The sequence below is a fragment of the Candidatus Ozemobacteraceae bacterium genome (genome assembly GCA_035373905.1).
Lineage (GTDB): Bacteria > Muiribacteriota > Ozemobacteria > Ozemobacterales > Ozemobacteraceae > MWAR01.
Map to the genome: position 1 here is coordinate 1 of DAOSOK010000012.1, position 22473 is coordinate 22473.

Consider the following 22473-nt stretch of genomic DNA (forward strand, 5'->3'; position numbering starts at 1 on the left):
CGTGTCCACTTTTTCAAGTTGTCGTGAAAAGTACGCAAGATTCGGATGAACCATAATACCTTCCCGTCGGTTTCCTCGCTCAATCCCGTCGATGGGAAGATGAATGTAAATACCAACGCAAACCTCGTTCTGACGATGAGCGAAAATGTCGTTGCAGGGACAGGCGTCATCGAAATCTGGAGAACATCTGGGTTTGGCTCTCCGGTCATTTTTGAATCGTTCACGTTGCCATCGCCGAGGGTCACGATTGTCGGCAATACGGTGACGATCAATCCGACGAACAATCTTGGTGTTAATCGAGACTATGCTGTGCTGATCGATGGCAACTGCCTGCGGGATACAGCAGGAAATTATTTTGCTGGTTATCTCACCACAACCGATTGGAATTTTGGAACGTATTGAATAATTCAAAATGTATCAACGCTTTTGTTCGATGCGTGACGGAAATGTCGAATGCTGAGAAAGGCACCGATATTGAATTGGCATCCGGCAGTCCTGGTGGTCTTTTCCCCCCTCCTCATCGTCTGCACCCAGAAATGTCTGACGCGGCGAAATCCCGTTGGCGTACGGGTTTCTGTTACCCCCGGTGGCAGGGAGTATAATCAGAAGCAATGGACACGAAATTCGGCTTTTGAGGACGCAGACCATGAAACGGAGAAGCTCGATCATCCGCTGGAGTGCCGCCATGTTCTTGCTTGTTGCATCGACCATCGCAACGGTGGCTGTTTCATCGGCGGAGGATCTGCGCGTGGCGAAGCCCGGCGAGGAGTTTCTGATCATCGGGCACATGGGGGCGCCGCTGAATGCCGTCGAGAACACGATCGACGGGTTCAAAAGGGCGGTCGAACTCGGCGCGAACGCGATCGAGACGGATCTTTCCCTGACGAAGGACGGCGAGGTCGTGTTGTGGCACGACTGGAGCCCGAACTCGACGGTTGCCCTGTTCAGACAGGCAGGTAAGCAGGGGTTGTATGCACGGCCCTTCAACCCGAATCTTCGAAACGCGATGCGAAAGCCGGTTCCCGAACTGACGCTTGCGGAGCTACGCGCGAACTATGGCTACACGCTGCGGACCAACAAGCTCGGAACGAAAGACAAGCTTTCGGCGCGCATTCCGACGATCGAGGAACTCTGTGCCTGGGTGGCCGGCGAAGACCGGATCAAGCGTGTCTTCTTCGACATCAAGATTCCCGAAGGGAAGGTGCAGTTCGTGAAGCCGCTCGTCGAACGTGTTGCAAAGGCCGTTCGCGAGCGTGGCCTCGAGGGGCGCGTCGTTCTCATGTCGCCGTATCACGATATTCTTTCCGCGATGATCGCCATCGAGAGCGATCTGACGATCCTTCACGACCAGGAACTGCCGGCGGTTCTGATTCTCAATTCGAAGAAGTTCTCGACCGTCGCTGGGGCCATCGATCTGAAGCTGGGCTGGGGGGCCATCGGGCGGCCGGTCGCGACGATCAACGGGTATTCCATCTTCAAAAAAATCATTAAATATGATAGGAAGCTGGCGCGCATCCACAATTTCAACAAGGTCGAGCCGCCGGTCGAGGGCGTCATCGCCTGGACGCTCGACAAACCTGAGGAGATGCGCGACATCATCAAGCTCGGCGTGCACGGCATCATGACGAACCGCCCCGACCTTCTCCGCGACATCGTCGCCTCCTGGAAGGATTGACGCAGTCAACCTCCCGGAAAACAACGCACCACTGAGACGCTGAGACACAGAGTTCTAAAAAAATTTCACTCTCTGTGTCTCTGTGACTCTGTGGTGCGATGTCTTTTTCGACATATCAGGCACGACGGGGCGGGTTTGAAACCCGCCCCTACGGATAATTGGGAATATATATCACAGGGCGGCGGGGAGGGACGGTGGGGTGTCGGCGGGCTTTTCGGCGACGACGGCGAAGGTGCGGACCGGCTCGGAGATGCCCTTGATGGGGACGGGCTCGAGTTCGCGGGTTTCGAAGGCGGCGTGCACCTCGTTCCAGGTCGATTCGCTGATGACGATGCGGTTTTCGTCGCGGGCGAGCGAGCAGAGTCGGCTCGCGAGGTTCACCGGCGAGCCGATGACGGTATACTGGAGGGCTTTCGAGCTGCCGATGTAGCCGGCGACGACATCGCCGGTGTTGATGCCGATGCCGATCCTGAGTGGCATCTTGCCGGCGCGCTCGCGTTCGGCATTGAACCGGTCGAGCGCCTCCTGCATGCGCAGGGCGGTGCGCACCGCGCGCACGGCGTCGTCGGGCCGGGTGACGGGGGCGCCGAACAGGGCGATCATGCCGTCGCCGACAAACTTGTCGAGGGTGCCGTCGAACGAGAAGACGACGTCGACCATCCGTTCGAAATACCCGTTCAGCAGCGAGACGATCTCGCCCGCGTCCATCTTTTCCGACATCGAGGTGAAGTTGCGGATGTCGGAAAACAGCATCGTGGCGCGCATCGGCACGCCGCCCTGCCTGACCTCGAGCCTGCCGCTCGCGACGTACTCGGCGATGACGGGCGAGAACATGCGCTGGAGCCGGGCGCGCGTGGCGGCCGCCTCCTCGTTCTTGCGGGCCAGCCCGGCGTTGGCGACGAGCAGGGCCGCCTGGTTCGCCAGCGTCGAGAGGATTTGCAGATCCTTTTCGGAAAAGGCGTGCGTGACGAGTTGTGAATCGATGATCACGATGCCGAGCAGCGCGTCCTTGTAGAGCAGGGGCACGGCCATGGCGCTGCGGATTCCCTGGGCGATCACCGACTGGGCGTTCTGGAACCGCGGGTCGTCGGCCGCGTCGAGCAGCAGAATGCCGATGCGTTCCTCCTCGATGCGCTTCACCATCGAGGTCGAGATCATGAACTCCTCGTCGGGTCGCTCCTTGCGCATGCGGCTGGCGCGCGGCACGAGCCGGCCGTTGGCCTCGTAGAGAAGCACTACGCCGCGATTCGCCGGCAGCATGTCGAACACGCACTCGAGGATGCGGTCGAGAATGCGGTCGAGATCGATCTCGTGGCCGACCGCCTGCATCAGCTCGTGGGCGATGCGCAGTTTCTCGTAGTCACGTCGCAGGAACTCGACGTCCGTGATTTCCCGCTCAGGCTGGAAGGTTTTCGACTCGACGGCGATGCGCCCCTGGACCATGCCGGGTTGTTTCGGGGTGAAAACGGCCTGCATCGCGTGCTGGCTGTCGAGCTTCGGGGGGGCGGCGGAATCCGGCACCGCGATCGGTCCGCCCCTGGTTGACCGGTCGGAAAGCGTGGCGTCTCCCGGAGCCGCTACGGCCCGGCGGTCTTCGATCAGGAAGATGCATTCGGTGCCGCCGAGCGAAAAACGCGCACCGTTCTGAAGCCGGGTCGGCACCGTGAGGCGAATGCCGTTCAGCAGGGTGCCGTTTCGAGAGCCGAGATCCTCGATGACGTATCCGTCGCCCTGGAGCGTGATGCGGCAGTGGGTTTTCGAGATGTGCGGCTCGGGAATCGCGATCGCGTTCTCGGGCAGTCGCCCGACCGTCGCCACCTTCTCGATCTCGTACACCAGCCGCTGCCCGTTCGGCATCAAAACAATCAGTCTGGCCATCGTCCGGAAAGCCTCTCGAGAGTTTTTTATCTCTTGCGAGGTTACCACATCACCGAACCGAAAAGAAGATTTCCTCAGGGGAAGGGATTCATGCCGGAGGCAGTTGAAAATTCCCGGCGACAATGCCGGCCACGGTGATGTCTTCGTCGATTTTTTCCCACCGGAGAGCATGGCCGCTCAAGCGGATGCCGACCTGGGCCAGATCCTCGTCAGACGCATCTTTCAACAGTTGGAACCGGGCAGCTGGAAAGCCGATGATCCGCCCGTCGGTCAGTTCGATGAAGACCATTCTCTTGTCGACCCACGCTTTGATGGCATGAGGCCGGTCAGGCTGCTTTGGTTGCTTCATCCATGATTTCTCTCAGCCAGGCGTTCAGGCTTTTGCCGGCAGCTTCGGCTGTTGCGATGGCGCGGGCGTGAAGTTCCGGTGGAATGCGGAGGAGAAGCCGGCCTGAATATTTTCTATACGGTTCGATGCCTTTCCGTCGGCAGGTATCGAGGAAAATGGAAAGGGAAAGCCGAAACTCCCTCCGGAGCTCTTCCGGGTTTCTCCCCCAGAAATCAGCCCCTCCGTTCAGGCCGAGGATTTCACCCCGGAACATATCACGGTCGGGATCATATTCGATCTTCGCAATGTGCCCATCAACAGTCATCAGATTCATGGCATTACTCCGTGCTCTTCAAGCCATCGCCTGACACAGGCCACGGCTCCTTTGTCCGTAACAGGCTCGGGGTGCGGGCGATGGAACACCCGCACCTCGTCGAAAAGAATGACGGCAATTCGACTGCCCTCGCGTTCCTCGATCTCTGCCCCTAGCTCGCGAAAGAGGGCTTCGATATCACTCCAGTGGATATTTGCCGATACAGGCCGGGAAAAAATCGCCTGGAGCGTTTTGGCGTTTTTTCGTTTCACAATCTAAATGATATCAGAAAATGCTATCAGCGCAAGTGCTTCATGATTTGTCGGTTATAGGTTTCGGCGATACCTTTCCTCGACATATCTGGCGTAGGGGCTGGTTTGAAACCAGCCCCTGCAGCGCATCAGCGAGAATCTGATGTGAACTGGATTTCGTGGAGGCGGGCGTAGCGGCCGCCTTTGGCGAGGAGGTCGTCGTGCGTGCCTTCTTCGACGAGGCGGCCGTCGTGCATGACCAGGATGCGACGGCAGTGGCGGATCGTCGAGAGGCGGTGGGCGATGATGAGGCAGGTGCGATCCTTCGCCATGGTTTCTATAGCAGCCTGTATTGATTTCTCGGTCTCGGTGTCGACGGCCGAGGTGGCCTCGTCGAGGACCAGAATCGGCGGGTCGGCGCACAGGGCGCGGGCGAAAGCCAGGAGCTGGCGCTGGCCGGTCGAGAGGTTCGCGCCGCGCTCGTACAGCTCGCCGCCGAAACCGCCCGGCAGCGCGCGCAGGAACCCGGCGGCCCTGACCCGTTCTGCATGGACGGCCACTTCCGCTTCGCTGCGTGCTTCGTCCCAGAGGCGGATGTTCTCGACGGCACTGCCGGAAAAGATGAACACATCCTGCTGGATGACGCCGATGCCGCGGCGCAGCGCGTCCTTGGAGATGGTGCGGAGCTCGATGCCGTCGATCGTGATCGAGCCGGAATCGATCTCGTAGAAGCGCTGGAGAAGGGAAGCGATCGTGGTCTTGCCAGCCCCCGTGTGGCCGACGATGGCGACCGACTCGCCGGGCGCGACCCGGAAACTGACGTCGTGCAGCACCGGCCTGCCCGGCTCGTAGCCAAACGTGACCCGGTCGAACACGATCTCGCCGCGCCAGCGTTTCGGGGCTGAACCTTCGATGATGGCCTGTTCCTCCTGTTCGTCCATGAGGGCGAAGACCCGCTCGGCCGCCGCCATGGCGCTCTGGAACAGCGTCACCTTCTCGCTGATGTTGCGGATCGGGAAGAAGAAAAACTGGGCATAGGCCAGGAAGCTGACCAGGATGCCGACGGTGATCTGGCCGTTTCGCACCATCGAGCCGCCGAGCAGGAGGACGATGACGATCGTCAGGCCGTTGATCAACGTCACGACGGGCGAGAAGACCGCGTGATGGAAGAGCGACTCGAGCTGGGCGTCTCGGTGGCCGGCATTGAGGGCGACGAAGCCGGCGGCCCGTTCCGGTTCGCGACGGTACATCTGGATGATTTTCATTCCCGAAATGTTTTCGGCCAGCGTTGCGTTGAGACGCGCGATCCGCTGCCGGACGAGGCGGTACGCGGTGCGTATGCGGGACTGAAAATACACGGCCGATGCGATCAGCAGGGGAACGGTCGCGAGCGTGGCGAGGCCGAGCACCGGCTCGAGCAGCAGCATGGCGATCGCGATGCCGACGAGAACGACGAAATCGCCCAGGACGACGACCAGCCCCGAGGAAAATAGCTCGCCGAGCGCCGTGACATCGTTCGTCACGCGCGTCACCAGCCGGCCGACGGGATTGCGGTCGAAGAAGCGGATGGGCAGCCGCTGGAGATGTCCGAACAGGCGGGTGCGGAGTTCGAGCATCACGTTCTGACCGACATACTGCAGCAGATAATTCTGGCCGCAGGCGGCAAGGAAAATCAGCAGCTCGAGCACCCCGTAGACGAGCGCCAGCCGCGTGACGGCGACTGCATCGCCGGATTTGATGCCGAGGTCGACAACCCGGCCGAGCACCCATGGATTCACGAGAAACATGCCCATCCCGAGAAACACGAGGAGAATCGCAGCGACAGCCGGAGCAAGGTGCGGCCGTACATACGGCAGCAGCCTGCGCATCAGCCGCGCATCGTACACCGAGCCGACCAGTTCGTCGTCCTGCACGAAAGAATCACGCATGGCTTGCCTCGAGTTTGCCACGAGAAGAAGGAACGAATCCGCAGATTGCGCAGATCCCGCAGATGATCTCGAGAATAAAGGCAGGGGAATTCGTTGGGCGATCGCGTCGGGCGCTTCGCGAAGCGTCCCTGTGGGTTGTTGGTTGCTTTTTCAAACTTCACCCTTCAAACTTCGAACTTCGCCTGTCGGCAGACGTTCGTATTGATTGATGAGCTGCTGCCTGTGCCAGAGGCGGGCATACTCTCCGTTGGCTGCGAGGAGTTCGGTGTGGGTACCGCGCTCGATGATGCGGCCGCGGTCGAGATGGATGATGAGATCAGCATCCTGAACCGAGGCGAGGCGGTGCGACACGATGAGGGTCGTTCGGCCGGCGCGGGCGGTTTTGAGCTCGCGCCTGATCTGCTCCTCGGTGTCGGCGTCGACGGCGCTGGTCGTGTCGTCGAGAACCAGCACGGACGGATCGGCGGCAAGGGCCCGGACGAGGGTCAGACGTTGTTTCTGGCCTCCGGAAAGATTCACGCCGCGTTCGCCGAGGAGGGTCTCGAAGCCCTTCGGAAGCGCCTCGATCTCGGGAAGGATACGGGCGATTCGGGCGCATTCGCGGGCACGCGAAAGATCGGTTTTGTCTTTCATGCCGAATGCTATATTTTCCAGCACCGACTCGGAAAAGAGGAACGCATCCTGCGGCACGACGCCGAATGTACCTCGCAATGCCGGCAGGGGAATCTCTCGTATGTCCCTCCCGCCGATGAAGACGGTGCCGGGTGGGGTGTCGAGAAGGCGCATGACGAGGTTGAGAAGCGTCGTTTTCCCGCTTCCGACCGGGCCGACGATGCCGAGCGTCTCTCCGGGCCCGACCTTCAGGGTGATATCCCGCAGGACCGGCTCGTCACAGCCGGGAAAGGAGAAGGTGAGATTCCGGACTTCGATGGCGCCAGGAGGAACCGGCTTTCCGGATTCTTCGGGGCCGGCGATCTCCGGCTGTTCGTCGAGGATCTCCCGACTGCAGGCGAGGGAAGCCATGCCGCGCTGGGCGATGTTGATCGCCATGCCGAGCGCCGTCATCGGCCAGACCAGCTTGAGAATGTATGCCTGGAACGCGACGAACGAGCCGAGCGTGATCGTGCCGTCGAGCACCTGGCGGCCGCCGGCCCAGATCAGCAGGAAGATGCCGAGGCCCATCGCCAGCTCGAGGGCAGGGTGGAAGATGGCCTCGAGGCGGGCCAGTTTCAGCTGGTTGGCGAGCAGCCCGCGGCTGATGTCCGCGAACAGGGTCTCCTGAGCCGTCTCGCGCCTGAATCCCTTGATGACGCGGATGCCGGCTACCGCTTCCTGTGCGTGGGAGGAAAGGTCGGCCAGCCGCTTCTGGACCTGGGCCGACCGTGCGTGGATCCGACGGCCGACGAGGACGACGAAGAACGGGATGAGAGGGGCGGGAGCGAGAACGTACAGCGAAAGCGACGGGGAGAGCCAGAACATGATCGCGGGGATCCAGAGGAAGTAGAACAGGGTGTCCATGATGAGGAGCAGCCCGATGCCGAACATCTGGCGCACCTCGTCGATGTCGTTCGTCAGGCGCGACATCAGCTCGCCAGTCTTCGTGCGGGTGAAGTAGCTGAACGAGAGGGATTGAAGATGGGTGTACAGGCGCGTCCGCAGTTCGAAAGCGACGGCGTAGCTTGTTCCGATGAAATACTGCCGCCAGATGTATCTGCCGAGGGCCTGACCAATGGTAACGAGGGCATACAGCCCGCCCAGTTTCCAGATGAGGGCGGCGTCTGTGCCCTTTTCGAGACCGTCGATGGCCGCCTTGATCAGGAGGGGCGGCGTGATGTCGAATGCATCGACCAACGCCAGGGAAACGATGGCGAGCAGGAACGGCCGCTTGAACTCCCAGAGCAGGTCGAACGCCAGCCGTCGCGTCGAGGATAGCGGCGTCGAAGTGCCGGAAACGGTTTCCGGTGACCCTGGTCTGCTCAAAACATCTTCCTTCCACGATCGGATTCCCGTGATCCGCTCAGGATGCGGCGCGCAAAGATACCGCCCGCAACCGGCTCTTGTCAAACCAGTTCCCTGTCAGTCAGAGCGAACGCATCGTTATTCGCATCCGCTGCGTCACGGAGCTCCAGAACCCGCTTCACCACAAAGCCACACAAACACAAAATGAGCGACGGTCCTTCTTTCGTGCCTTTGTGCCTTCGTGGTGAAGCAGTCTCGGTGTCTGGTTCGTTGTTTTTCAAGCATACCAGGCGTATCTCATGCGCCTCCTCGTGATTCGACGAAACATTTGCGGGTGGAAACAAAGTCTGATACTCTTTCCGAAGAGACACCAGGAGTCTGGCTGAACATGCGCTGCCAGGGAGAGAAATGGAGCCTGCGCAGACGCCAGGGGCGGAGGTAGAGAGGTGAAGATCAGGTTCTGGGGATGCAGGGGATCCATTCCGGCGCCCGGCCCTAATACTCTGAGGTATGGTGGGAACACCACCTGTGTCGAGGTGCGGCCGCTGGGCGGCGGTATCGTGATCATCGATGCCGGCTCGGGCATCAGGTCCCTGGGCAAGCAACTCCTCAAAGAGGGGGAACTTTCGGACATCTTCCTGCTGCTGACCCACTCGCACTGGGACCACCTGACCGGCTTTCCGTTCTTCACGCCAGCATATCTCAAAAAATATAATATTTATGTCTATGGCGGGCCGAGCGCGCAGAGCTCCCTGAAGAAATACCTGAGCCACCAGATGACGGCGCCGTATTTTCCGGTCGATTTCAGCCTGATGAAGGCCGCGTTTCACTTCGAGAGCAACGGACTCCAGGGCCGCAGCATCGGAGGGATCGAGTTCTCGGCCATCGAGTTGAGCCATCCGAACGGGGGATACGGGTTCAAGCTGACGCGAAACGGAAAGAGTTTCGTGTTCCTGACCGACAACGAACCCGCGTTTCCCCACGAAGGCGGCCTGAAAAGGGATGACTACGTGAATTTCTGCCGGGGCGCCGACCTGTTCGTCCACGACGCCCAGTACACCGACGAGGAGATCAAGATCACCCGCGGGTGGGGCCATTCGACGTTCGCCGAGGCGACGCAGATCGCGATCGACGCCGGTGTCAAGCGATTCGGGCTGTTTCACCACGACCCCGATCGCACGGACGACGACATGGACCGGTGTGTCGAAGTCTGCAGGGCGCAGATCGCCCGGGCTGGCGCGAAGATCGACTGCTTCGGCTGCATGGAAGGCGCCGAGCTCTCCCTGTAGATAGAGGCGTTTCACGAAACGCCCCTGCGATTTCCCGGATGGGCATTGAGAGGTATTTTCGAGGGACGCGAAATGCCCATGCTTGCAAACGGGGCGGGCGTATGATATTCTGCTCGCGCCTTCCCCGGACACCATCCGAGACGTGGCATAGTCATTCCAGACCAAGCAACACAGTACTGAAGGAGTAGAGTCATGCAGAGTCGCGTAAAATGGTTCAACAACGCCAAAGGCTTCGGTTTCATCGAAAACAACGGCGGCGGCAAGGACATCTTCGTCCACTACAAGCAGATCACCGGCGACGGGTATCGCTCGCTGGAAGAAGGCCAGACGGTCGAGTTCGAGGTCGAGGAAGGCCCCAAGGGCCCCCAGGCCGTGAACGTCCGCAAGATCTGAGCACGTAACGCAGAGCAGTTCGGGGGCGACGGCATCGGCCGCTTCGCCCCCGTTTCATTCAAACGACGTTTCCCCGCGGAATGCGGGCGGCATCACGAAGGAAGCACGAACATGGACGCACCCTCCAGCAGCAATCTCGACCTGAATATCGTTCAGCAGCAGAGACTCGACGTGATCAACAACCTCCGGAGCGAGGGCATCGAGCCGTTTGGCCACCGCTATGACCGGACGCACGATACCGAAACGGCGAAAGCCGCGTTCGATGCCGCCGAGAAAGCCAACGGCCCGGCCGAGCATTTCGAGTGGGGTCCGGTCAAGGTTGCCGGCCGCCTGGTCGCCAAGCGCGAGCAGGGGAAAACCGCGTTCGGCCACCTGGCCGACATGAAGGGGCGCCTCCAGCTCTACTTCCGGAAAGACGTGCTGAGCGAGAAGGAGTTCGCGCTCCTCAAGCGGCTGTACGCCGGCGACATCATCGGCGTCGAGGGCATGATGTTCCGCACCCGCACCGGCGAGGTCACCCTGCGCGTGACCGCGATCACCGTGCTGTCGAAGTCGGTGAACCCGCCGCCCGAGAAGTTCCACGGCCTGACCGACGTCGAACAGCGGTACCGCCAGCGGTACGTCGACCTGATCGCGAACCCCGAGGTGCGCGACACGTTCATCAAGCGGAGCCGCATCGTGCAGAGCATCCGCGAGTTCATGAACGCCCGCAGCTACCTCGAAGTCGAGACGCCGATGATGCACCCGATCGCGGGCGGCGCGGCGGCCCGGCCGTTCGTGACGCACCACAACGCCCTCGACATGGACCTCTTCCTGCGCATCGCCCCGGAGCTGTATCTGAAGCGGCTGCTGGTGGGCGGCTTCGAGCGGGTGTACGAGATCAACCGCAGTTTCCGCAACGAGGGCATCTCGATCAAGCACAATCCCGAGTTCACCATGATGGAGACCTACCACGCCTACGGCGACATGGAAACGATGATCGAGCTGACGGAATCGCTCGTGGTCGAGGTGACGAAGCAGTTCTTCCCCGACCTGAAAGTGCCCTACCAGGGGAAAACGCTCGATTTCAGCCGGCCCTGGAAGCGGCTGAAGATGGTCGATGCGGTGCGCGAGGTCGCCAACTGCCCCGAACTCGATTTCAACTGCCCGCGCGAGCTGGCGGCGGCCAAGGCGAAAGAGCTCGGGATCTACATCGAGCCGACCGATACCAGCGCCAAGCTGATCGTCAAGATCTTCGAGGAGAAGATCGAGTCGACGCTGATGAACCCGACGTTCGTGATCGAGTACCCGAAGGAAACCTCGCCGCTGGCCAAGGCCAACGCCCAGGACCCGACGAAGGTCGACCGGTTCGAGATGTTCATCGCCGGCCGCGAAAACGCGAACGCATTCTCAGAGTTGAACGACCCCGAAGAGCAGCGCATGCGCTTCGAAGACCAGCTCCGGCAGCGGGCCGGCGGCGACGACGAAGCCCACCAGATGGACGAGGATTACGTGAACGCCCTGCGGTACGGCATGCCCCCGGCCGGCGGCCTGGGAATTGGCATCGACCGGCTCGTGATGGTGCTGACCGACTCGGCGTCGATCCGCGACGTCATCCTCTTCCCGACGCTGCGCCGCACCGACAACAAGCCGAAGGCCGAAGAGAGCGAAACGTCCGATAAGGCCTGAACATCCCGATTTCCGGAGGACGAACCATGCCGATGAGCCTGCTGAAGACCTTGGGAATCTCCGCCGCGCTGGCGGTGGCGTTTGCGGGAGCCTGCGCCGCCCCCGCGGCCGCGGTGACGCCCGACGTGCGGCTGCCCGCGTGGCACGCCCTCGAAGTCCGGGTGTCCGACTGGGACCCGGCAAAAGGCGAGATCGGCATCGACGCGAATCTGCGCGCACTGGATGTGCCGTTGCAGGAGCTCGCCGCCGAGATCCACTGGCCGAAGCCCGTCGAAGGCCGCGGCGGCCGCAGGACGGCCGCGGCGCTGCCGGCCGGGCAACTCTGGAGCACGAGACATTCCGCAAGGGGCCTGACCATTCCATTCGACGGGTGGATCGAACTGGAGATGCTGGCCAGGCCCGACGCCGACGCGATCCGCCGGAAGATCGAGGGCACGGCGACGTATGCGCCGGCAATGCGCCAGGTCATGATGGGCGAAGTCGCCGCCGTGAAAGCCCCCCTTCCGATCGGCCGAAACCTTGCGTTATATACCGATAAAAATATAGCTGTCCTGATGCCGGAAGCGCTCGTGTTTCAACCGGTGCTGAAAGCCGGCTCTCGTGTGCTTCATCTGTGGATGCCGGACGTCGCTTTCGACGGTTCTCTTCGGTCCGCTCTCGGAAAGCTCCGGGCCTGCATTGCCGCGGAACGGCCGGCCCCGGCGCTCGACGAGGCGATCAAGGCGGTCGACGAGGCGATGGGCGCCGCGAGTGATACGGTCGAGATCTCGTTCGGCGACGGCAGGCCGTCCTTCGCTGTGCCTCTGAACGTGTTCAGGGACGGGATGACGATGAATCGTGCCGTGCTGGCCGCGGCGCGGGAGCCGGAGAGCGCGATTGCCCTCGGCCGCCTCGAACGACTCGTGCGGCAGGCCCCGAACTTCGCGACGGCCTTCGGCTGGGCCAACGTGGGCGTCCTGCAGGCCGGGGCCGGCCTGAAAGATCGCGCCCGCGACTCGTTCAGCGCAGCGCTCGAGCTGATTCCGGCGTGGCCGCTGGTTCGGGGCTGGCAGAAGGAATTGGAGAAGGGCAAATGACCTGGTTTTTCGCGTTCAGCACGGTCGGCGTCGCGCTGACCATGATCATGGCCGCATTCCGGCGCACCCTGGGCCTGCGCTGGCTCGAATGGCTGGGCGGCATCGCCCTCTTCGGCCTCGTCGCCGGCCTCCTCGTCCGCTTCGGCGCCGGAAAAGGCGAGGAGAAGGACGACCCCCAGAAAGACGCAGCCCCCAAACATGCGTAGGGGCGGGTTACAAACCCGCCCTGCCTCTTGAAATGATGGGTGAAAACGAGAACCGGCCCCGCCGAAAGGCGGGGCCGGTTCGTCGATGGCTTCCGAATTACTGGCCGATCGAGTTTTTGAGGCTGGTGAGAGCGGCCTTGGCGGCCTTGAACCGTTCAAGAGCGGTCCTGACGGCGGCGGGGTCGGCCGGGCGGCGGCTGAGTGCCTCGTTGTAGGCGGCGAAGGCGGCGAAGTATTCTTCCTGGGCGGCGGAAAGCTTGTGGGCCGAGTCTTCGCGAGGGGCGTTCGGGGTTTCGCCGGGGGCGACCGGCGCCAGCGTCGTATCGGATGAATAGGAGGTGTAGACCTGGCCGTTCTGCGCGTTCGATCCGACCGTGACGGAAGGCTGGGGAGTCGCGGCGACCGCCGGGGCGGAGCTGCGACTTCCGAACAGGCCGGAGAAGAAGTCGGAGATGCGTGACCAGAACGACTTCTTCGTCGACGTCGTCTGGGTCGATGTGGTGGAACCCGTGGTCGAGCCGCCGGCGATCGAGCCGCGCTGCTGCAGATACGCGTAGAACTCCCGAGTTACGGTGCGCGATCCGCCGTTCAGGTAATCGAGCATCTCGTCGAGGGAGGCCTTGCTGTAGCCGATCTTGTCGAGCAGCTTCGCGAGGGCGACCTGGTCGGCGGGGTAGGTCTTTACGTAGGCGCGGCAGAAGTCGCGCAGCGAGGCGTGCGGCCCGGAGGTGGAGAGCAGGTTGTAAACCTTGTCGCGGCCGCCGGGGAACGTCATCATGACGTCATACAACATCTTTCCGACGAACAGCTCGTTGCGGGTCATCTGCTCGAACGTGTTGTCGATGAGGAACGCCGTGGTTGTGTCGTTGTCGAACGAGAGCGAGAACACCTTGCCGCCGTTCTTGAGGGCGCCGAACGCGTTCGCCCAGCCTTCGACCCAGGCGGTGTTCGAATTGGGGAGAATCTCGTCGAGGGTGTGGATGTTGTCGGAGCCGTAGTTCAGACCGCTGAACGTGTAGCTGCCGCCGTAGGCGTTGAGCATCGCAACGTGGCCCAGTTCGTGCAGGTAGACGAACTTCTTGCTGTCGTCGGAAGAATACTGGGTGACGTGGCGATACAGCTTGATGTTGTAGCCCGTCGTCGAGCGGTAGGAGGAGGAAATCTGGTTGCGGTCGCTGATGGTCATCGTGAGCGGCTTGCTCAGACTGCCCGCGATGACCTGCGTGTAGTCCCACAGGTTGCGGCCGCCGACCTGGTTGCTGAAATACGCGCGCCAGGGGCTGCCGACGGGAAGCTGGTCGATGCTGGTGACGAGCACGGTCTGGTAGCCGATCTCGTTGCCCCAGGCGTCGGTCGTCACCTTCTCGTAATAAAACGTCACCCCGGCAACGGCCGGCGCCGCGAGGCAACACAGTACCGCGAGGGTCAGAACGAGTCGTAAGAGCGGCCGTTGATGCGATGGCCGAAGCTGCATAATGTCTCCCCGCCTTCAGGTTATACAGAAATTATAAGGACCGAACGGGGGTACGTCCAGAGTTCAACCCGAAGAAATGCCGGACGTTTTGGAAACGCATCGCGGGCGTATCGCCAGCGTGTCGCTCTAGCGGGTCATTTCAGGCGGCCGTCTTCGATCAGGCTGATCAGCCGGGTGACCAGTTCCGTGAAACTCGCGGTATTGACCTCGTGCGCGGTGTCGTTGATCGTGGCCGAGAGAACGTAGGTCGGCGATGCCTGGGCTTTCTGAAGCGAAATCGTGTAATTGAGGACGCCCGGTTCCGAACCGCCCTTGAACGCGACCCGGCGCCACTGGTTTTTCCGGACGAGACCGGGATTGATGCCGACGGCGGGATGCTCTCGCAGTTCGAAGAGGACGCGGCACAGTTCGTCGGTCGTGGCATGCCACTCGATCGTATCGACATGGAATGGGGTCGTGCGGATGTCGGCGATGCTGACGGGAGCGGTTCCCAGTTCCGCGAGCATGGCGCGCCGGGTTGCGACGTCGGCTTTCGCGAACCGCTCGGCGCGGGCCGTATCGTTGGAGTATTTGAGGCGGAACAGATCGAACGTGGTCAGGAACGGGCGCATGCGCTCCGGGGCTATGGCTTCGACCGCCTCCCGGCCAAGCGTGTGGATGAGATGGTCGGTGGCGGTGTTGTCGCTGATCGAGATCATCAGGTTGGCGAGCGTCGCGAGCGTGACGGGCGTGCCGGCCGGCCAGTCCTGGGTGACGCCGGTCGGGAGGCTTTGCCACTCCGGCCGCAGCGAAACGACCGTGTCGGGCCTCATGTTTCCCGCGGCCACGGCCCGCACGAGGGCTTTCAGAACATACAGTTTGAATGCCGAACCGACGGCGAGCGGCGTGTCGGAATCGATCGAGACGAGATTCTCCCGATCGTCGCGGCGCACGGTGACGGAGACCTTCCCGGAAAGCTTGGCGAACTCGGCAGCCAGCGTCGAGGGATCGTCGGTGAACAGGCTCCATTGGCCGAACCAGAGCATGTCGACCTTGCCGTCCGGGCCGATGCGGATGCGCGCCGGCGCCTTGCCTTTTGCGAAAATCAGGTCGTATCCCCCGTCGCGACCGACCGCTTCCTTCAGTTCGCCCAGCGCACCGGCATACAACGAGCGAATCTCGTCGAGTTTCTCCGGGGGAGCCAGCGCGAGGAGGCTTTCGGCGATCGCCGCCTTGTGGTCCCTGATCTCCCCGGCGAAATACGCGTGGAAAAATGCCGTCTCCCGGCCTCCGGCCTCCGCGGCGTGAAGGCCCGAAATGGGGATGAACAAAAACGTCATCAGGCACAGCGCCGCACCGAGAATGCGGAACGGGACATGGATATGGTTGTACATATATATCCTCATGTATTTGTTTTTTGCGCCGCCGGCGCGAACGCCTGTGCCTGGCCCGCGGGAATCGCCTGTGTCTGAAATACGGCCGACCGCTATTCCGGACCGAAGACCAGGGGCGCGACGTCGGTCAGGTCGGTCGACGGGCGGGACACCTGACATCGCATGTACGCCTTGTGGATCTCGTCGGGGGACGTTTCGATCAGGATCTCGTGGACCGAATCGCCGTCGCACCCGTAACTCCCCCTGAAGACGAAGGGGCTTTCGAAGGGCGGTTTGAGCGCAATACTGAGGGAGAGGGGAGAGGAGTAGGCCCCGGGTGGAATGCGAAACTCGCTCTGGGAAATCAATACCACGTGGGTTTCGAACGAGACCCTGCCGGTCCATTCGCTGGACTCGCCCGGCATCATCTGCACCGAGCAGTTCGGCCCGGGAGACTCGATATTTCCTGATATAAATATATCCCGGCCGATGCCGCGGCCGATATTGTTGAGCAGGATCGACAGGTTGCACTCGACGAAATCGCCCTTGATCAGGGTTCTGCCGAACAGTTTCCGGTGGACGATGCGAGGCTGGGGCCGCTTCCCGAACATGCCGGCGAGAATGGCGTGCGGGACCGGCATGAAGTCGGAGCCGGCCCGCATGTAATACTGGAGTTTGCGCACGACCTGGTGCGGAGCGAGGTCGCTCTGGGGAATGAGCGACACGACGAATCCCTCTTCGGTATACGGGTCGATGATCGCATGAAGGCTCACGTTCGGAACCGGCGGGATGGTCAGGCCCGAGACGGCGCCCTGCAGCAGGCTCAGGAACTTCAGGGGGTCTGAGATGGGGATCATGCTCGAGGCGACGTCGCCGTGCGGGGACGAGCGGCAGTCGATTCCCCAGACGATCACGCCGCCTTCGGCGTTCGCGAACCCGGACAGGGCCTTGCCGAAATTGTCGCGGTCGTGATCGGACAGCTTGCGTCCGCGGCCGTTGTCGCTGGAGCGCTTGAAGTCGAGGAACAGTTCTTCCGACTTGCGGTTGTCGATGAACTCCTGGATGCCTGCGAGGCCCTCCGAAACGAGCTTGTCGAAGATCTCGCGCGCCCTGCTGACGTCTCTGATGTCATTCATGTGTTTGCACCTGCAGCGTTGATTCTATCACATGCAGAAAAAGATCAATCCGGCTGCCTGAACGGCGGGAGATATCCTTTCTGAAAGGTGAAGGTCTGGTGTCGCTTTCGGTAAAATTCCAGGCCCAGCAGGCCGATTTTCGTCTCGATGTGGATCGGAGCGTTGTGATTCAGCTTCAGAGCTGTCGTGCGGTCGATGGAAAGGGAAATTGTTTCGCCCTTTTTCAACCAGGATGCGACGTCGAGCGTATAGGTTTCTGACGATCCCCTGCCGTTTCGCGACGACGAACGATGCTCCTTGATGTCGAGGACGGTCGTGTCGTGTCCGACCGTTTTGATGGGAACCAGTCCGTTCACGCAGGTGGAGGCGACAAACGCGAACAGCACGTAGACGACGATGTTCGCCAGCACATCGCCGGGTTCGATCTGCCGAAGTCTGTACAGATCATTCCTGGTGAGTGACGAAATCGGGTATCTCCTGTCGCAGGTGGTGGCACACGTCAATGCGAAGTAGATGGTATGGAAAACGGCGAGGCTGATTCCCGAGATGATAATCGGCACAGGATACGGGTGAACAAGCTCGAATCCGAACCAGAAATGATTCAGCAGAAACATCAGAATGCCGGGAACGACCACTCTTCGAAAGAGGATCGCGTCTGCCGGTTTCGTTTTCTTTCCCATGTCTGCTTTTCGGCGAGAACTTATTCGGGCCTGGAGAGCCAGCGTTCGAGCAGCGCCCGGGCTTTTGCGGGGTCGTCGATCTTCGCGATTCCATAGAGAAGACTATCGCGCTGTTGCAGCAGGACACCTTTGTAGAGCTGGTCCTGGGCGAAAAGGGCGGAGTCTGCCCGGGAACCGCCTTCCACGGACGGCGTGGTGCCCGACTGGCGAAGGGAATCGACATACTGGTCGAGACAGGCCGCCGCCGAAGCGGGCGAGCCTGCCGTAACCACGAAAAGCTTCACCGGCGTGCCATCGAGTGACGCTTCTGCGGTGAAACCGCGCGGGAAGAACCGGTAGCCCAGCAGACTTTCCGCGACGTACTTCTCGGTGCGCGAGGCGATGCCCGGGGCCTGGATGAGAGCGAGTTCCTGCGGCCAGGAGGACGGGGGGAGTTTCGCCGAAACCGCCTGCGCGCAGGCCAGGATGGCTTCGCGGGTCGGCGGCTCCCTGCCGGACGAGTTGATGCGCACGAAATACCGGTCCTGGAAGAACAGGAGCTGGGTCGGGGAAATCTCTCCCTCGACGCCGACCTGGACCGCTTCGCCGTCGGGGTTCCGGTAGTTGCCGTAGATGCCGAACGCGTCGAGCGGCGAACCCATGCGGTAGATGTCGACCGCCAGCCCGGCTTTCGAATCTTCTCCGGCCTTGTAATAGCCGGCCGCGGCCGAATCGAGGCCATAGGGCAGATACAGCTCGGCTTCGCCGTTGATGTGCTCGTACAGCGTGTCGCGGGTGAACGTTTCGGGTGTCCCGTCGGCGACCCACCCGGGATGGAAGCCGGGGCCGGGCAGGAGGTCCGAGCACGAAACACCGCCCACCTGGTTCGAAGCGGCTTCTCGAGTTGTGGCGGGGACCTGCGCTTCACACGGAGCCAGGGTGACAAGCGAGAGAAGCAGCAGGCCCAGCGCCGCCGTTCGGCCTGGCCTGGCGTTGGTTGTCGCGGGCAGATGCGCGCCGGTATGCATGGGGACGGCTCCCGGTCAGGCCAGGAGGGCGCGCGCGGCGCTCATCTTGGCGGCGATATCCAGGCCGTGCGCGCACCGCGCGACGCAGCCGGAGCAGTTCCCGCAGGCCCGGGCCGACGCGGCCGGTTCGAGGTCGCGATAGGTGGCGCGGGCGAGTTCCATGTTTCTATAGCCTTCGGCATACATGAGACTGCGGTTCACGACGCTGATCGAGACGTGGTTCGGGCAGGTGGCTTCGCAGCGCGCGCAGAGGCGGCAGTAGATGCCGTCGACGGCCCGGGAATACCGCTCGAGGCGGTTCAGGTCGGCCGCGGTGAGTTTCATCCCCATCACCGACAGGTCTTCTTTCAGCATCGCCATGTCCTTCATGCCGGGAATCGCGGTCGCGACGTTGGTGTCGGCCAGGACCCACTTGAGCGCCGCCTGGTGTGGGGTCGTTGTGTCGCCGGCCGGGACCTGGTAGCCGCCGATCTGGGTCTTCATCGCGACGATGCCGACGCCGGCGGCGGCGGCCCGGGCGATCGCGGCCTTCAGCTCGGGAGGGCTCTTGAAATTGTAGCCGACGAGGACGGTGTCGAAGAACCTGTCGGGGTCGTCGACCACGGCATTGAGAATGTCGGCCTGGTCGGTGTGCGTCGTCACGCCGACGAAGCGGATCTTGCCTTCCTTGCGCAGGCCGGCGAGCGCCGCCCGCACGTTGCGGTCGAAGAGGCGGTCCCTGTTCCCGTTCGTGACGTTGTGAAGCTGGATGATGTCGATATGGTCGGTCTGCAGCTGGGCCAGACTGGTCTCGACGTCCTCGATGATCGCCTCGGGAGTGACCGACTTGCCCTTCGTCTTGGTGGCGACGATGACCTTGTCACGGCAGCCCTTGAGGGCTTTGCCGACGATCTCCTCGTTCCGGCCGTTCATGTAGACGCGCGCGGTGTCGACGTAGTTGATGCCCATGTCGAACCCTGCCCGGATCACCTCAGGCTCCGGGGTGAGCATCGCCCCGAAGCTGACGAGGGCCACCTTGAGCCCCGTCCGGCCCAGCGTCCGATACACGGGAACCGGCGGGAACGACGCAGCCCCCGATGCCAGTTCCGCCGCCCGCGCGACGTCGATCCCCGCGGCCAGCGAGGCGGTTCCCAGAAGGGTCATCTTCAGAAAATCTCTTCGCTTCACAAAAACTCCTCTCTATATTGTTTTGACTATACGTTACACGTTTCGGTGCCGAAGACGGAATGCGCATCATGCCGATAGGCATCCGGCGGTTTCGATACCTGTATATGATAGCACGGCCTCATACCAAGTTTCAGCCATGCGAAGGATGTGGACTGGCTGGTGAAAAGCTGGTATCATCCACGTTCCGATATGGATATCTCGTCGTGGGTGGTCGTTCTCGGAATCTCGTTCGCTCTCGGGTGTGACGCGTTCGCCGTCGGCCTGGCCGTCGGAACGCGTCTGCCGGAGCGGAGGGCGCGGTTCCGGCTGTGGTTTCACTTCGGGCTGTTCCAGTTTCTCATGACGATGGGTGGGTGGCTGGCCGGCCGGGAGATCATTCCCCTGGTCAAAGACTGGGATCACTGGATCGCCTTCGGTCTTCTCGCGTTCATCGCGGCACGAATGCTTCGTGAGAGCTTCCAGGTGGAAGAAGAAGACGCGGACACCAAAGACGGTGCCGGAACCCAGGCCGCCCGCAAGGACCTGACGCGCGGCTGGTCGCTCGTCGCCCTCTCGTTCGCGACCAGTTTCGACGCCCTCGGGGTGGGGTTCAGCCTCAGCATGACGGCCCAATCCCTCTTCTGGGAGTCTGTCTGCATCGGGTTCGTCGCCGCCGCCATGACCTGGACGGGGCTGAGGCTGGGGAGAGTCCTTTCGATCCGGTTCGGAAAACGCGTCGAAACAGTCGGCGCTATTATATTGTTTATTATAGCTTTCAAGCTGCTGTCGATCTGACAGGGTGAAGACACCAGGAGGGGAATGAACCCATGGCAAACAAGCTCATCATCATCGGCTCCGGGCCGGCCGGTCTCACGGCGGCGATCTACGCCGCGCGCGCGGGGCTTTCGCCCCTCGTCATCGAGGGTTTCATGGCCGGCGGCATGCCGGGCGGCCAGCTGATGACGACCTCGGAAGTCGAGAATTTCCCGGGATTCCCGAGCGGCATCATGGGTCCGGAACTCATGTCGAAGATGCGCCAGCAGGCCGCGCACTTCAGCACCGCGTTCATCACCGAAGACGTGAGCGAGGTCGATTTCTCGAAGCGGCCGTTCACGGTCAAGACCTCGTCGAAGACGCTCGAGGCTCATACCGTCATCATCGCCACGGGAGCGAGCGCGCGAAAGCTCGACCTGCCGTCCGTGCAGACGTTCTGGGGAAAGGGCGTTTCCGCCTGCGCGACGTGCGACGGGGCGCTTCCGATGTTCCGCAACCAGGACATCGCCGTCGTCGGCGGCGGCGACACGGCGATCGAGGAGGCGACCTTCCTGACCCGCTTCGCGTCGAAAGTTCTGCTGATCCACCGGCGGAACGAGTTCCGCGCGAGCAAGGCCATGCAGGAGCGGGCGCGGAACCATCCCAAGATCGAGCTGGTTCTCGACTCGGTCATCGAGGAGGTCGTCGGAGATCGCGTCATGACCGGCCTGCGCGTGAAGAACGTGAAGACCGGCGCCGTGTCGCAACGGCCCTGCAAGGGGCTGTTCATGGCGATCGGCCACACCCCCAACACGGCTTTTCTCGCCGGCCAGCTGAAAGCCGACGATGCGGGCTATCTCGCCGTGCGCCATCCATCGTGTGCCACGTCGGTCGAAGGCGTCTTCGCCTGCGGCGACGTCATCGATCCTCACTACCGGCAGGCGATCGTCGCCGCCGGTTCGGGGTGCGTCGCCGCCCTCGACGCCGAACGCTACCTGGCTTCCGCCGGCCTTGGGTGAGAGCCGGAAGACCGGTCAGGCAGGAGGGCGAGGAGGAGGGCCAGGAAGATCAAGCCGATTCCTGCAAGCCCCGCTGCGCCGGTGCGTTCCCCGAAGATGATCATCGACAGGATGACGCCGGACACCGGCTGGAGATACAGGATGAAGCCGGCGGTGGTCGCCGGAATGAGTTTCAGGGCGCTGTTCCAGAGACCGTAGGTGATGACCGAGTTCGCGAGGGCGAGAAAGAGCAGCGTTGCCGCGGCCTTGCCGTCCCAGAGGCCGGGACCCTCGGAAAGGGTTTCGAGCAGGGCTACGGGGGCCAGCATCATTGCCCCGAGCGTGAATGTATCTCGGCAGACATATATCCACGAATATAGAGAAAGGATGCGTTTCCCGAGAAGCGTATAGACAGCCCAGGCGACCTGGGGGACGGTGACGAGGATGATCCCGGCGACGGCCGGCGCCCCGGTGACGCCGGAGCCGCGCATGTCGCCGCACAGGAGGAACAGCCCGGCGATGGCGATGAGGGCCGCGCCGATGTGCCGCCCGCGGAGGGGTTCGAGACCCCACGAGGCGGCCAGCAGGACGGTAAACAGGGGAGGGGTCCCCGAGATGACCGACGAGACGACACCCGGCGCCCATCGCAGGCCGAGGTTCATCGCCGTGACCAGGACGAACGTGCCCCAGAAGGCGAGATGCCACATTCGGCGCCGGTCTCCGGCGGCGATGCCCTGGAGCGGCAGGGACCGCGAGAACAGCATCAGGACCAGTCCGGCAAGCGCGAACCGGGCGAACCCGAACGTGATCGGCGGCACCTGCGCCAGGACATCCTTCGTCAGCGGGTAGGCTGCCCCCCAGATCGACGCCGCGAGCGCCACCTGCACGATTCCGCGTATTCCCGATACCGTCGACATGGCTGACACTCTACCCCGGACCGCTCATTCCGACAAGTCTTCATCC

22 protein-coding genes are annotated in these 22473 nt (G+C 62.2%); 9 read left to right on the forward strand and 13 right to left on the reverse strand.

All coding sequences use genetic code 11. The features are described 5' to 3' along the window. Nucleotides 1-45: 45 nt before the first annotated feature. Both PLU72_07455 and PLU72_07460 read left to right on the forward strand, forming a co-directional pair. The gene (locus PLU72_07455; protein ID HOT28010.1) at nucleotides 46-402 is read left to right on the forward strand and encodes an Ig-like domain-containing protein; all 357 of its coding nucleotides are present in this window, start codon (nucleotides 46-48) and stop codon (nucleotides 400-402) included. 244 nt (nucleotides 403-646) lie between these two features. Next, on the forward strand, nucleotides 647-1675 hold the full coding sequence (locus PLU72_07460) for a glycerophosphodiester phosphodiesterase family protein (protein HOT28011.1): 1029 nt from the start codon (nucleotides 647-649) through the stop codon (nucleotides 1673-1675). Nucleotides 1676-1846: 171 nt separating this feature from the next. Here PLU72_07460 and PLU72_07465 read toward each other — a convergent pair whose 3' ends face one another. From PLU72_07465 to PLU72_07490, 6 genes are all read right to left on the reverse strand, one after another. After that, the gene (locus PLU72_07465) at nucleotides 1847-3553 is read right to left on the reverse strand and encodes an adenylate/guanylate cyclase domain-containing protein (GenBank protein HOT28012.1); all 1707 of its coding nucleotides are present in this window, start codon (nucleotides 3551-3553) and stop codon (nucleotides 1847-1849) included. A gap of 88 nt (nucleotides 3554-3641) precedes the next feature. Further along, nucleotides 3642-3902, reverse strand: coding sequence for a DUF2442 domain-containing protein (locus PLU72_07470; protein HOT28013.1), 261 nt, complete (start codon nucleotides 3900-3902; stop codon nucleotides 3642-3644). Then, nucleotides 3880-4215: a type II toxin-antitoxin system HicB family antitoxin gene (locus tag PLU72_07475; GenBank protein ID HOT28014.1), complete on the reverse strand. Its 336-nt coding sequence runs from the start codon at nucleotides 4213-4215 to the stop codon at nucleotides 3880-3882. The genes PLU72_07470 and PLU72_07475 overlap by 23 nt, the downstream gene beginning before the upstream one ends. Beyond that, the gene (locus PLU72_07480; protein HOT28015.1) at nucleotides 4212-4466 is read right to left on the reverse strand and encodes a type II toxin-antitoxin system HicA family toxin; all 255 of its coding nucleotides are present in this window, start codon (nucleotides 4464-4466) and stop codon (nucleotides 4212-4214) included. Before PLU72_07480 ends, PLU72_07475 begins: the two co-directional genes overlap by 4 nt. Before the next feature lie 128 nt (nucleotides 4467-4594). After that, nucleotides 4595-6373: an ABC transporter ATP-binding protein gene (locus tag PLU72_07485; protein ID HOT28016.1), complete on the reverse strand. Its 1779-nt coding sequence runs from the start codon at nucleotides 6371-6373 to the stop codon at nucleotides 4595-4597. Between the two features lie 150 nt (nucleotides 6374-6523). Continuing rightward, nucleotides 6524-8353 (reverse strand): ABC transporter ATP-binding protein, encoded by a 1830-nt coding sequence (locus PLU72_07490; protein HOT28017.1) that lies wholly within the window; start codon nucleotides 8351-8353, stop codon nucleotides 6524-6526. Between the two features lie 425 nt (nucleotides 8354-8778). On the opposite strand from PLU72_07490, the gene PLU72_07495 reads away from it, so the two are divergent. From PLU72_07495 to PLU72_07515, 5 genes are all read left to right on the forward strand, one after another. Next, nucleotides 8779-9621 carry an MBL fold metallo-hydrolase gene (locus PLU72_07495; GenBank protein HOT28018.1) on the forward strand — a complete coding sequence of 281 codons (843 nt, stop codon included), beginning with the start codon at nucleotides 8779-8781 and terminating at the stop codon, nucleotides 9619-9621. A 192-nt stretch (nucleotides 9622-9813) separates the two neighbouring features. Next, entirely contained in the window at nucleotides 9814-10014 is a 201-nt protein-coding gene (locus PLU72_07500) for a cold shock domain-containing protein (GenBank protein ID HOT28019.1), read from the forward strand. Between the two features lie 111 nt (nucleotides 10015-10125). Then, the gene (lysS, locus tag PLU72_07505) at nucleotides 10126-11682 is read left to right on the forward strand and encodes a lysine--tRNA ligase (protein ID HOT28020.1); all 1557 of its coding nucleotides are present in this window, start codon (nucleotides 10126-10128) and stop codon (nucleotides 11680-11682) included. Nucleotides 11683-11708: 26 nt separating this feature from the next. Then, a complete protein-coding gene (locus PLU72_07510; GenBank protein ID HOT28021.1) occupies nucleotides 11709-12758 on the forward strand; it encodes a hypothetical protein in 1050 nt (349 codons plus the stop codon). After that, complete coding sequence (locus PLU72_07515; protein HOT28022.1) at nucleotides 12755-12964, forward strand: hypothetical protein; 210 nt, start codon at nucleotides 12755-12757, stop codon at nucleotides 12962-12964. The genes PLU72_07510 and PLU72_07515 overlap by 4 nt, the downstream gene beginning before the upstream one ends. 97 nt (nucleotides 12965-13061) lie before the next feature. Here the strand turns inward: PLU72_07515 and PLU72_07520 are convergent, their stop codons facing one another. From PLU72_07520 to PLU72_07545, 6 genes are all read right to left on the reverse strand, one after another. Then, nucleotides 13062-14438 carry a hypothetical protein gene (locus PLU72_07520; GenBank protein HOT28023.1) on the reverse strand — a complete coding sequence of 459 codons (1377 nt, stop codon included), beginning with the start codon at nucleotides 14436-14438 and terminating at the stop codon, nucleotides 13062-13064. A gap of 134 nt (nucleotides 14439-14572) precedes the next feature. Beyond that, nucleotides 14573-15811 carry a serine hydrolase gene (locus PLU72_07525; GenBank protein HOT28024.1) on the reverse strand — a complete coding sequence of 413 codons (1239 nt, stop codon included), beginning with the start codon at nucleotides 15809-15811 and terminating at the stop codon, nucleotides 14573-14575. A gap of 92 nt (nucleotides 15812-15903) precedes the next feature. Beyond that, a complete protein-coding gene (locus tag PLU72_07530; GenBank protein ID HOT28025.1) occupies nucleotides 15904-16926 on the reverse strand; it encodes an ATP-binding protein in 1023 nt (340 codons plus the stop codon). Nucleotides 16927-16970: 44 nt separating this feature from the next. Continuing rightward, a complete protein-coding gene (locus tag PLU72_07535; protein ID HOT28026.1) occupies nucleotides 16971-17606 on the reverse strand; it encodes a hypothetical protein in 636 nt (211 codons plus the stop codon). Nucleotides 17607-17626: 20 nt separating this feature from the next. Then, nucleotides 17627-18613 (reverse strand): hypothetical protein, encoded by a 987-nt coding sequence (locus PLU72_07540; GenBank protein HOT28027.1) that lies wholly within the window; start codon nucleotides 18611-18613, stop codon nucleotides 17627-17629. Nucleotides 18614-18628: 15 nt separating this feature from the next. Further along, complete coding sequence (locus tag PLU72_07545) at nucleotides 18629-19780, reverse strand: aldo/keto reductase (protein ID HOT28028.1); 1152 nt, start codon at nucleotides 19778-19780, stop codon at nucleotides 18629-18631. A gap of 159 nt (nucleotides 19781-19939) precedes the next feature. Here PLU72_07545 and PLU72_07550 point away from each other — a divergent pair, with 159 nt between their 5' ends. After that, a complete protein-coding gene (locus PLU72_07550) occupies nucleotides 19940-20554 on the forward strand; it encodes a manganese efflux pump MntP family protein (GenBank protein HOT28029.1) in 615 nt (204 codons plus the stop codon). A gap of 32 nt (nucleotides 20555-20586) precedes the next feature. Next, a complete protein-coding gene (trxB, locus tag PLU72_07555; protein ID HOT28030.1) occupies nucleotides 20587-21531 on the forward strand; it encodes a thioredoxin-disulfide reductase in 945 nt (314 codons plus the stop codon). On the opposite strand, the gene PLU72_07560 is transcribed toward trxB, so the two are convergent. Beyond that, nucleotides 21504-22427, reverse strand: a complete 924-nt coding sequence (locus PLU72_07560) for an EamA family transporter (GenBank protein ID HOT28031.1) — start codon at nucleotides 22425-22427, stop codon at nucleotides 21504-21506. The two genes, trxB and PLU72_07560, sit on opposite strands and share 28 nt — an antisense overlap. Nucleotides 22428-22473 lie beyond the last annotated feature (46 nt).

Excerpts from the sequence above, each read along its gene's own strand:
- PLU72_07455 (HOT28010.1), top strand. The coding sequence starts at position 46 with ATGAACCATAATACCTTCCCGTCGGTTTCCTCGCTCAATCCCGTCGAT.
- PLU72_07460 (HOT28011.1), top strand. The coding sequence starts at position 647 with ATGAAACGGAGAAGCTCGATCATCCGCTGGAGTGCCGCCATGTTCTTG.
- PLU72_07485 (HOT28016.1), bottom strand. The coding sequence starts at position 6,373 with ATGCGTGATTCTTTCGTGCAGGACGACGAACTGGTCGGCTCGGTGTAC.
- PLU72_07525 (HOT28024.1), bottom strand. The coding sequence starts at position 15,811 with ATGTACAACCATATCCATGTCCCGTTCCGCATTCTCGGTGCGGCGCTG.
- PLU72_07470 (HOT28013.1), bottom strand. The coding sequence starts at position 3,902 with ATGAAGCAACCAAAGCAGCCTGACCGGCCTCATGCCATCAAAGCGTGG.
- PLU72_07535 (HOT28026.1), bottom strand. The coding sequence starts at position 17,606 with ATGGGAAAGAAAACGAAACCGGCAGACGCGATCCTCTTTCGAAGAGTG.
- PLU72_07500 (HOT28019.1), top strand. The coding sequence starts at position 9,814 with ATGCAGAGTCGCGTAAAATGGTTCAACAACGCCAAAGGCTTCGGTTTC.
- PLU72_07530 (HOT28025.1), bottom strand. The coding sequence starts at position 16,926 with ATGAATGACATCAGAGACGTCAGCAGGGCGCGCGAGATCTTCGACAAG.
- PLU72_07510 (HOT28021.1), top strand. The coding sequence starts at position 11,709 with ATGCCGATGAGCCTGCTGAAGACCTTGGGAATCTCCGCCGCGCTGGCG.
- PLU72_07465 (HOT28012.1), bottom strand. The coding sequence starts at position 3,553 with ATGGCCAGACTGATTGTTTTGATGCCGAACGGGCAGCGGCTGGTGTAC.
- PLU72_07560 (HOT28031.1), bottom strand. The coding sequence starts at position 22,427 with ATGTCGACGGTATCGGGAATACGCGGAATCGTGCAGGTGGCGCTCGCG.
- PLU72_07475 (HOT28014.1), bottom strand. The coding sequence starts at position 4,215 with ATGAATCTGATGACTGTTGATGGGCACATTGCGAAGATCGAATATGAT.
- PLU72_07520 (HOT28023.1), bottom strand. The coding sequence starts at position 14,438 with ATGCAGCTTCGGCCATCGCATCAACGGCCGCTCTTACGACTCGTTCTG.
- trxB (HOT28030.1), top strand. The coding sequence starts at position 20,587 with ATGGCAAACAAGCTCATCATCATCGGCTCCGGGCCGGCCGGTCTCACG.
- PLU72_07515 (HOT28022.1), top strand. The coding sequence starts at position 12,755 with ATGACCTGGTTTTTCGCGTTCAGCACGGTCGGCGTCGCGCTGACCATG.
- PLU72_07540 (HOT28027.1), bottom strand. The coding sequence starts at position 18,613 with ATGCATACCGGCGCGCATCTGCCCGCGACAACCAACGCCAGGCCAGGC.
- lysS (HOT28020.1), top strand. The coding sequence starts at position 10,126 with ATGGACGCACCCTCCAGCAGCAATCTCGACCTGAATATCGTTCAGCAG.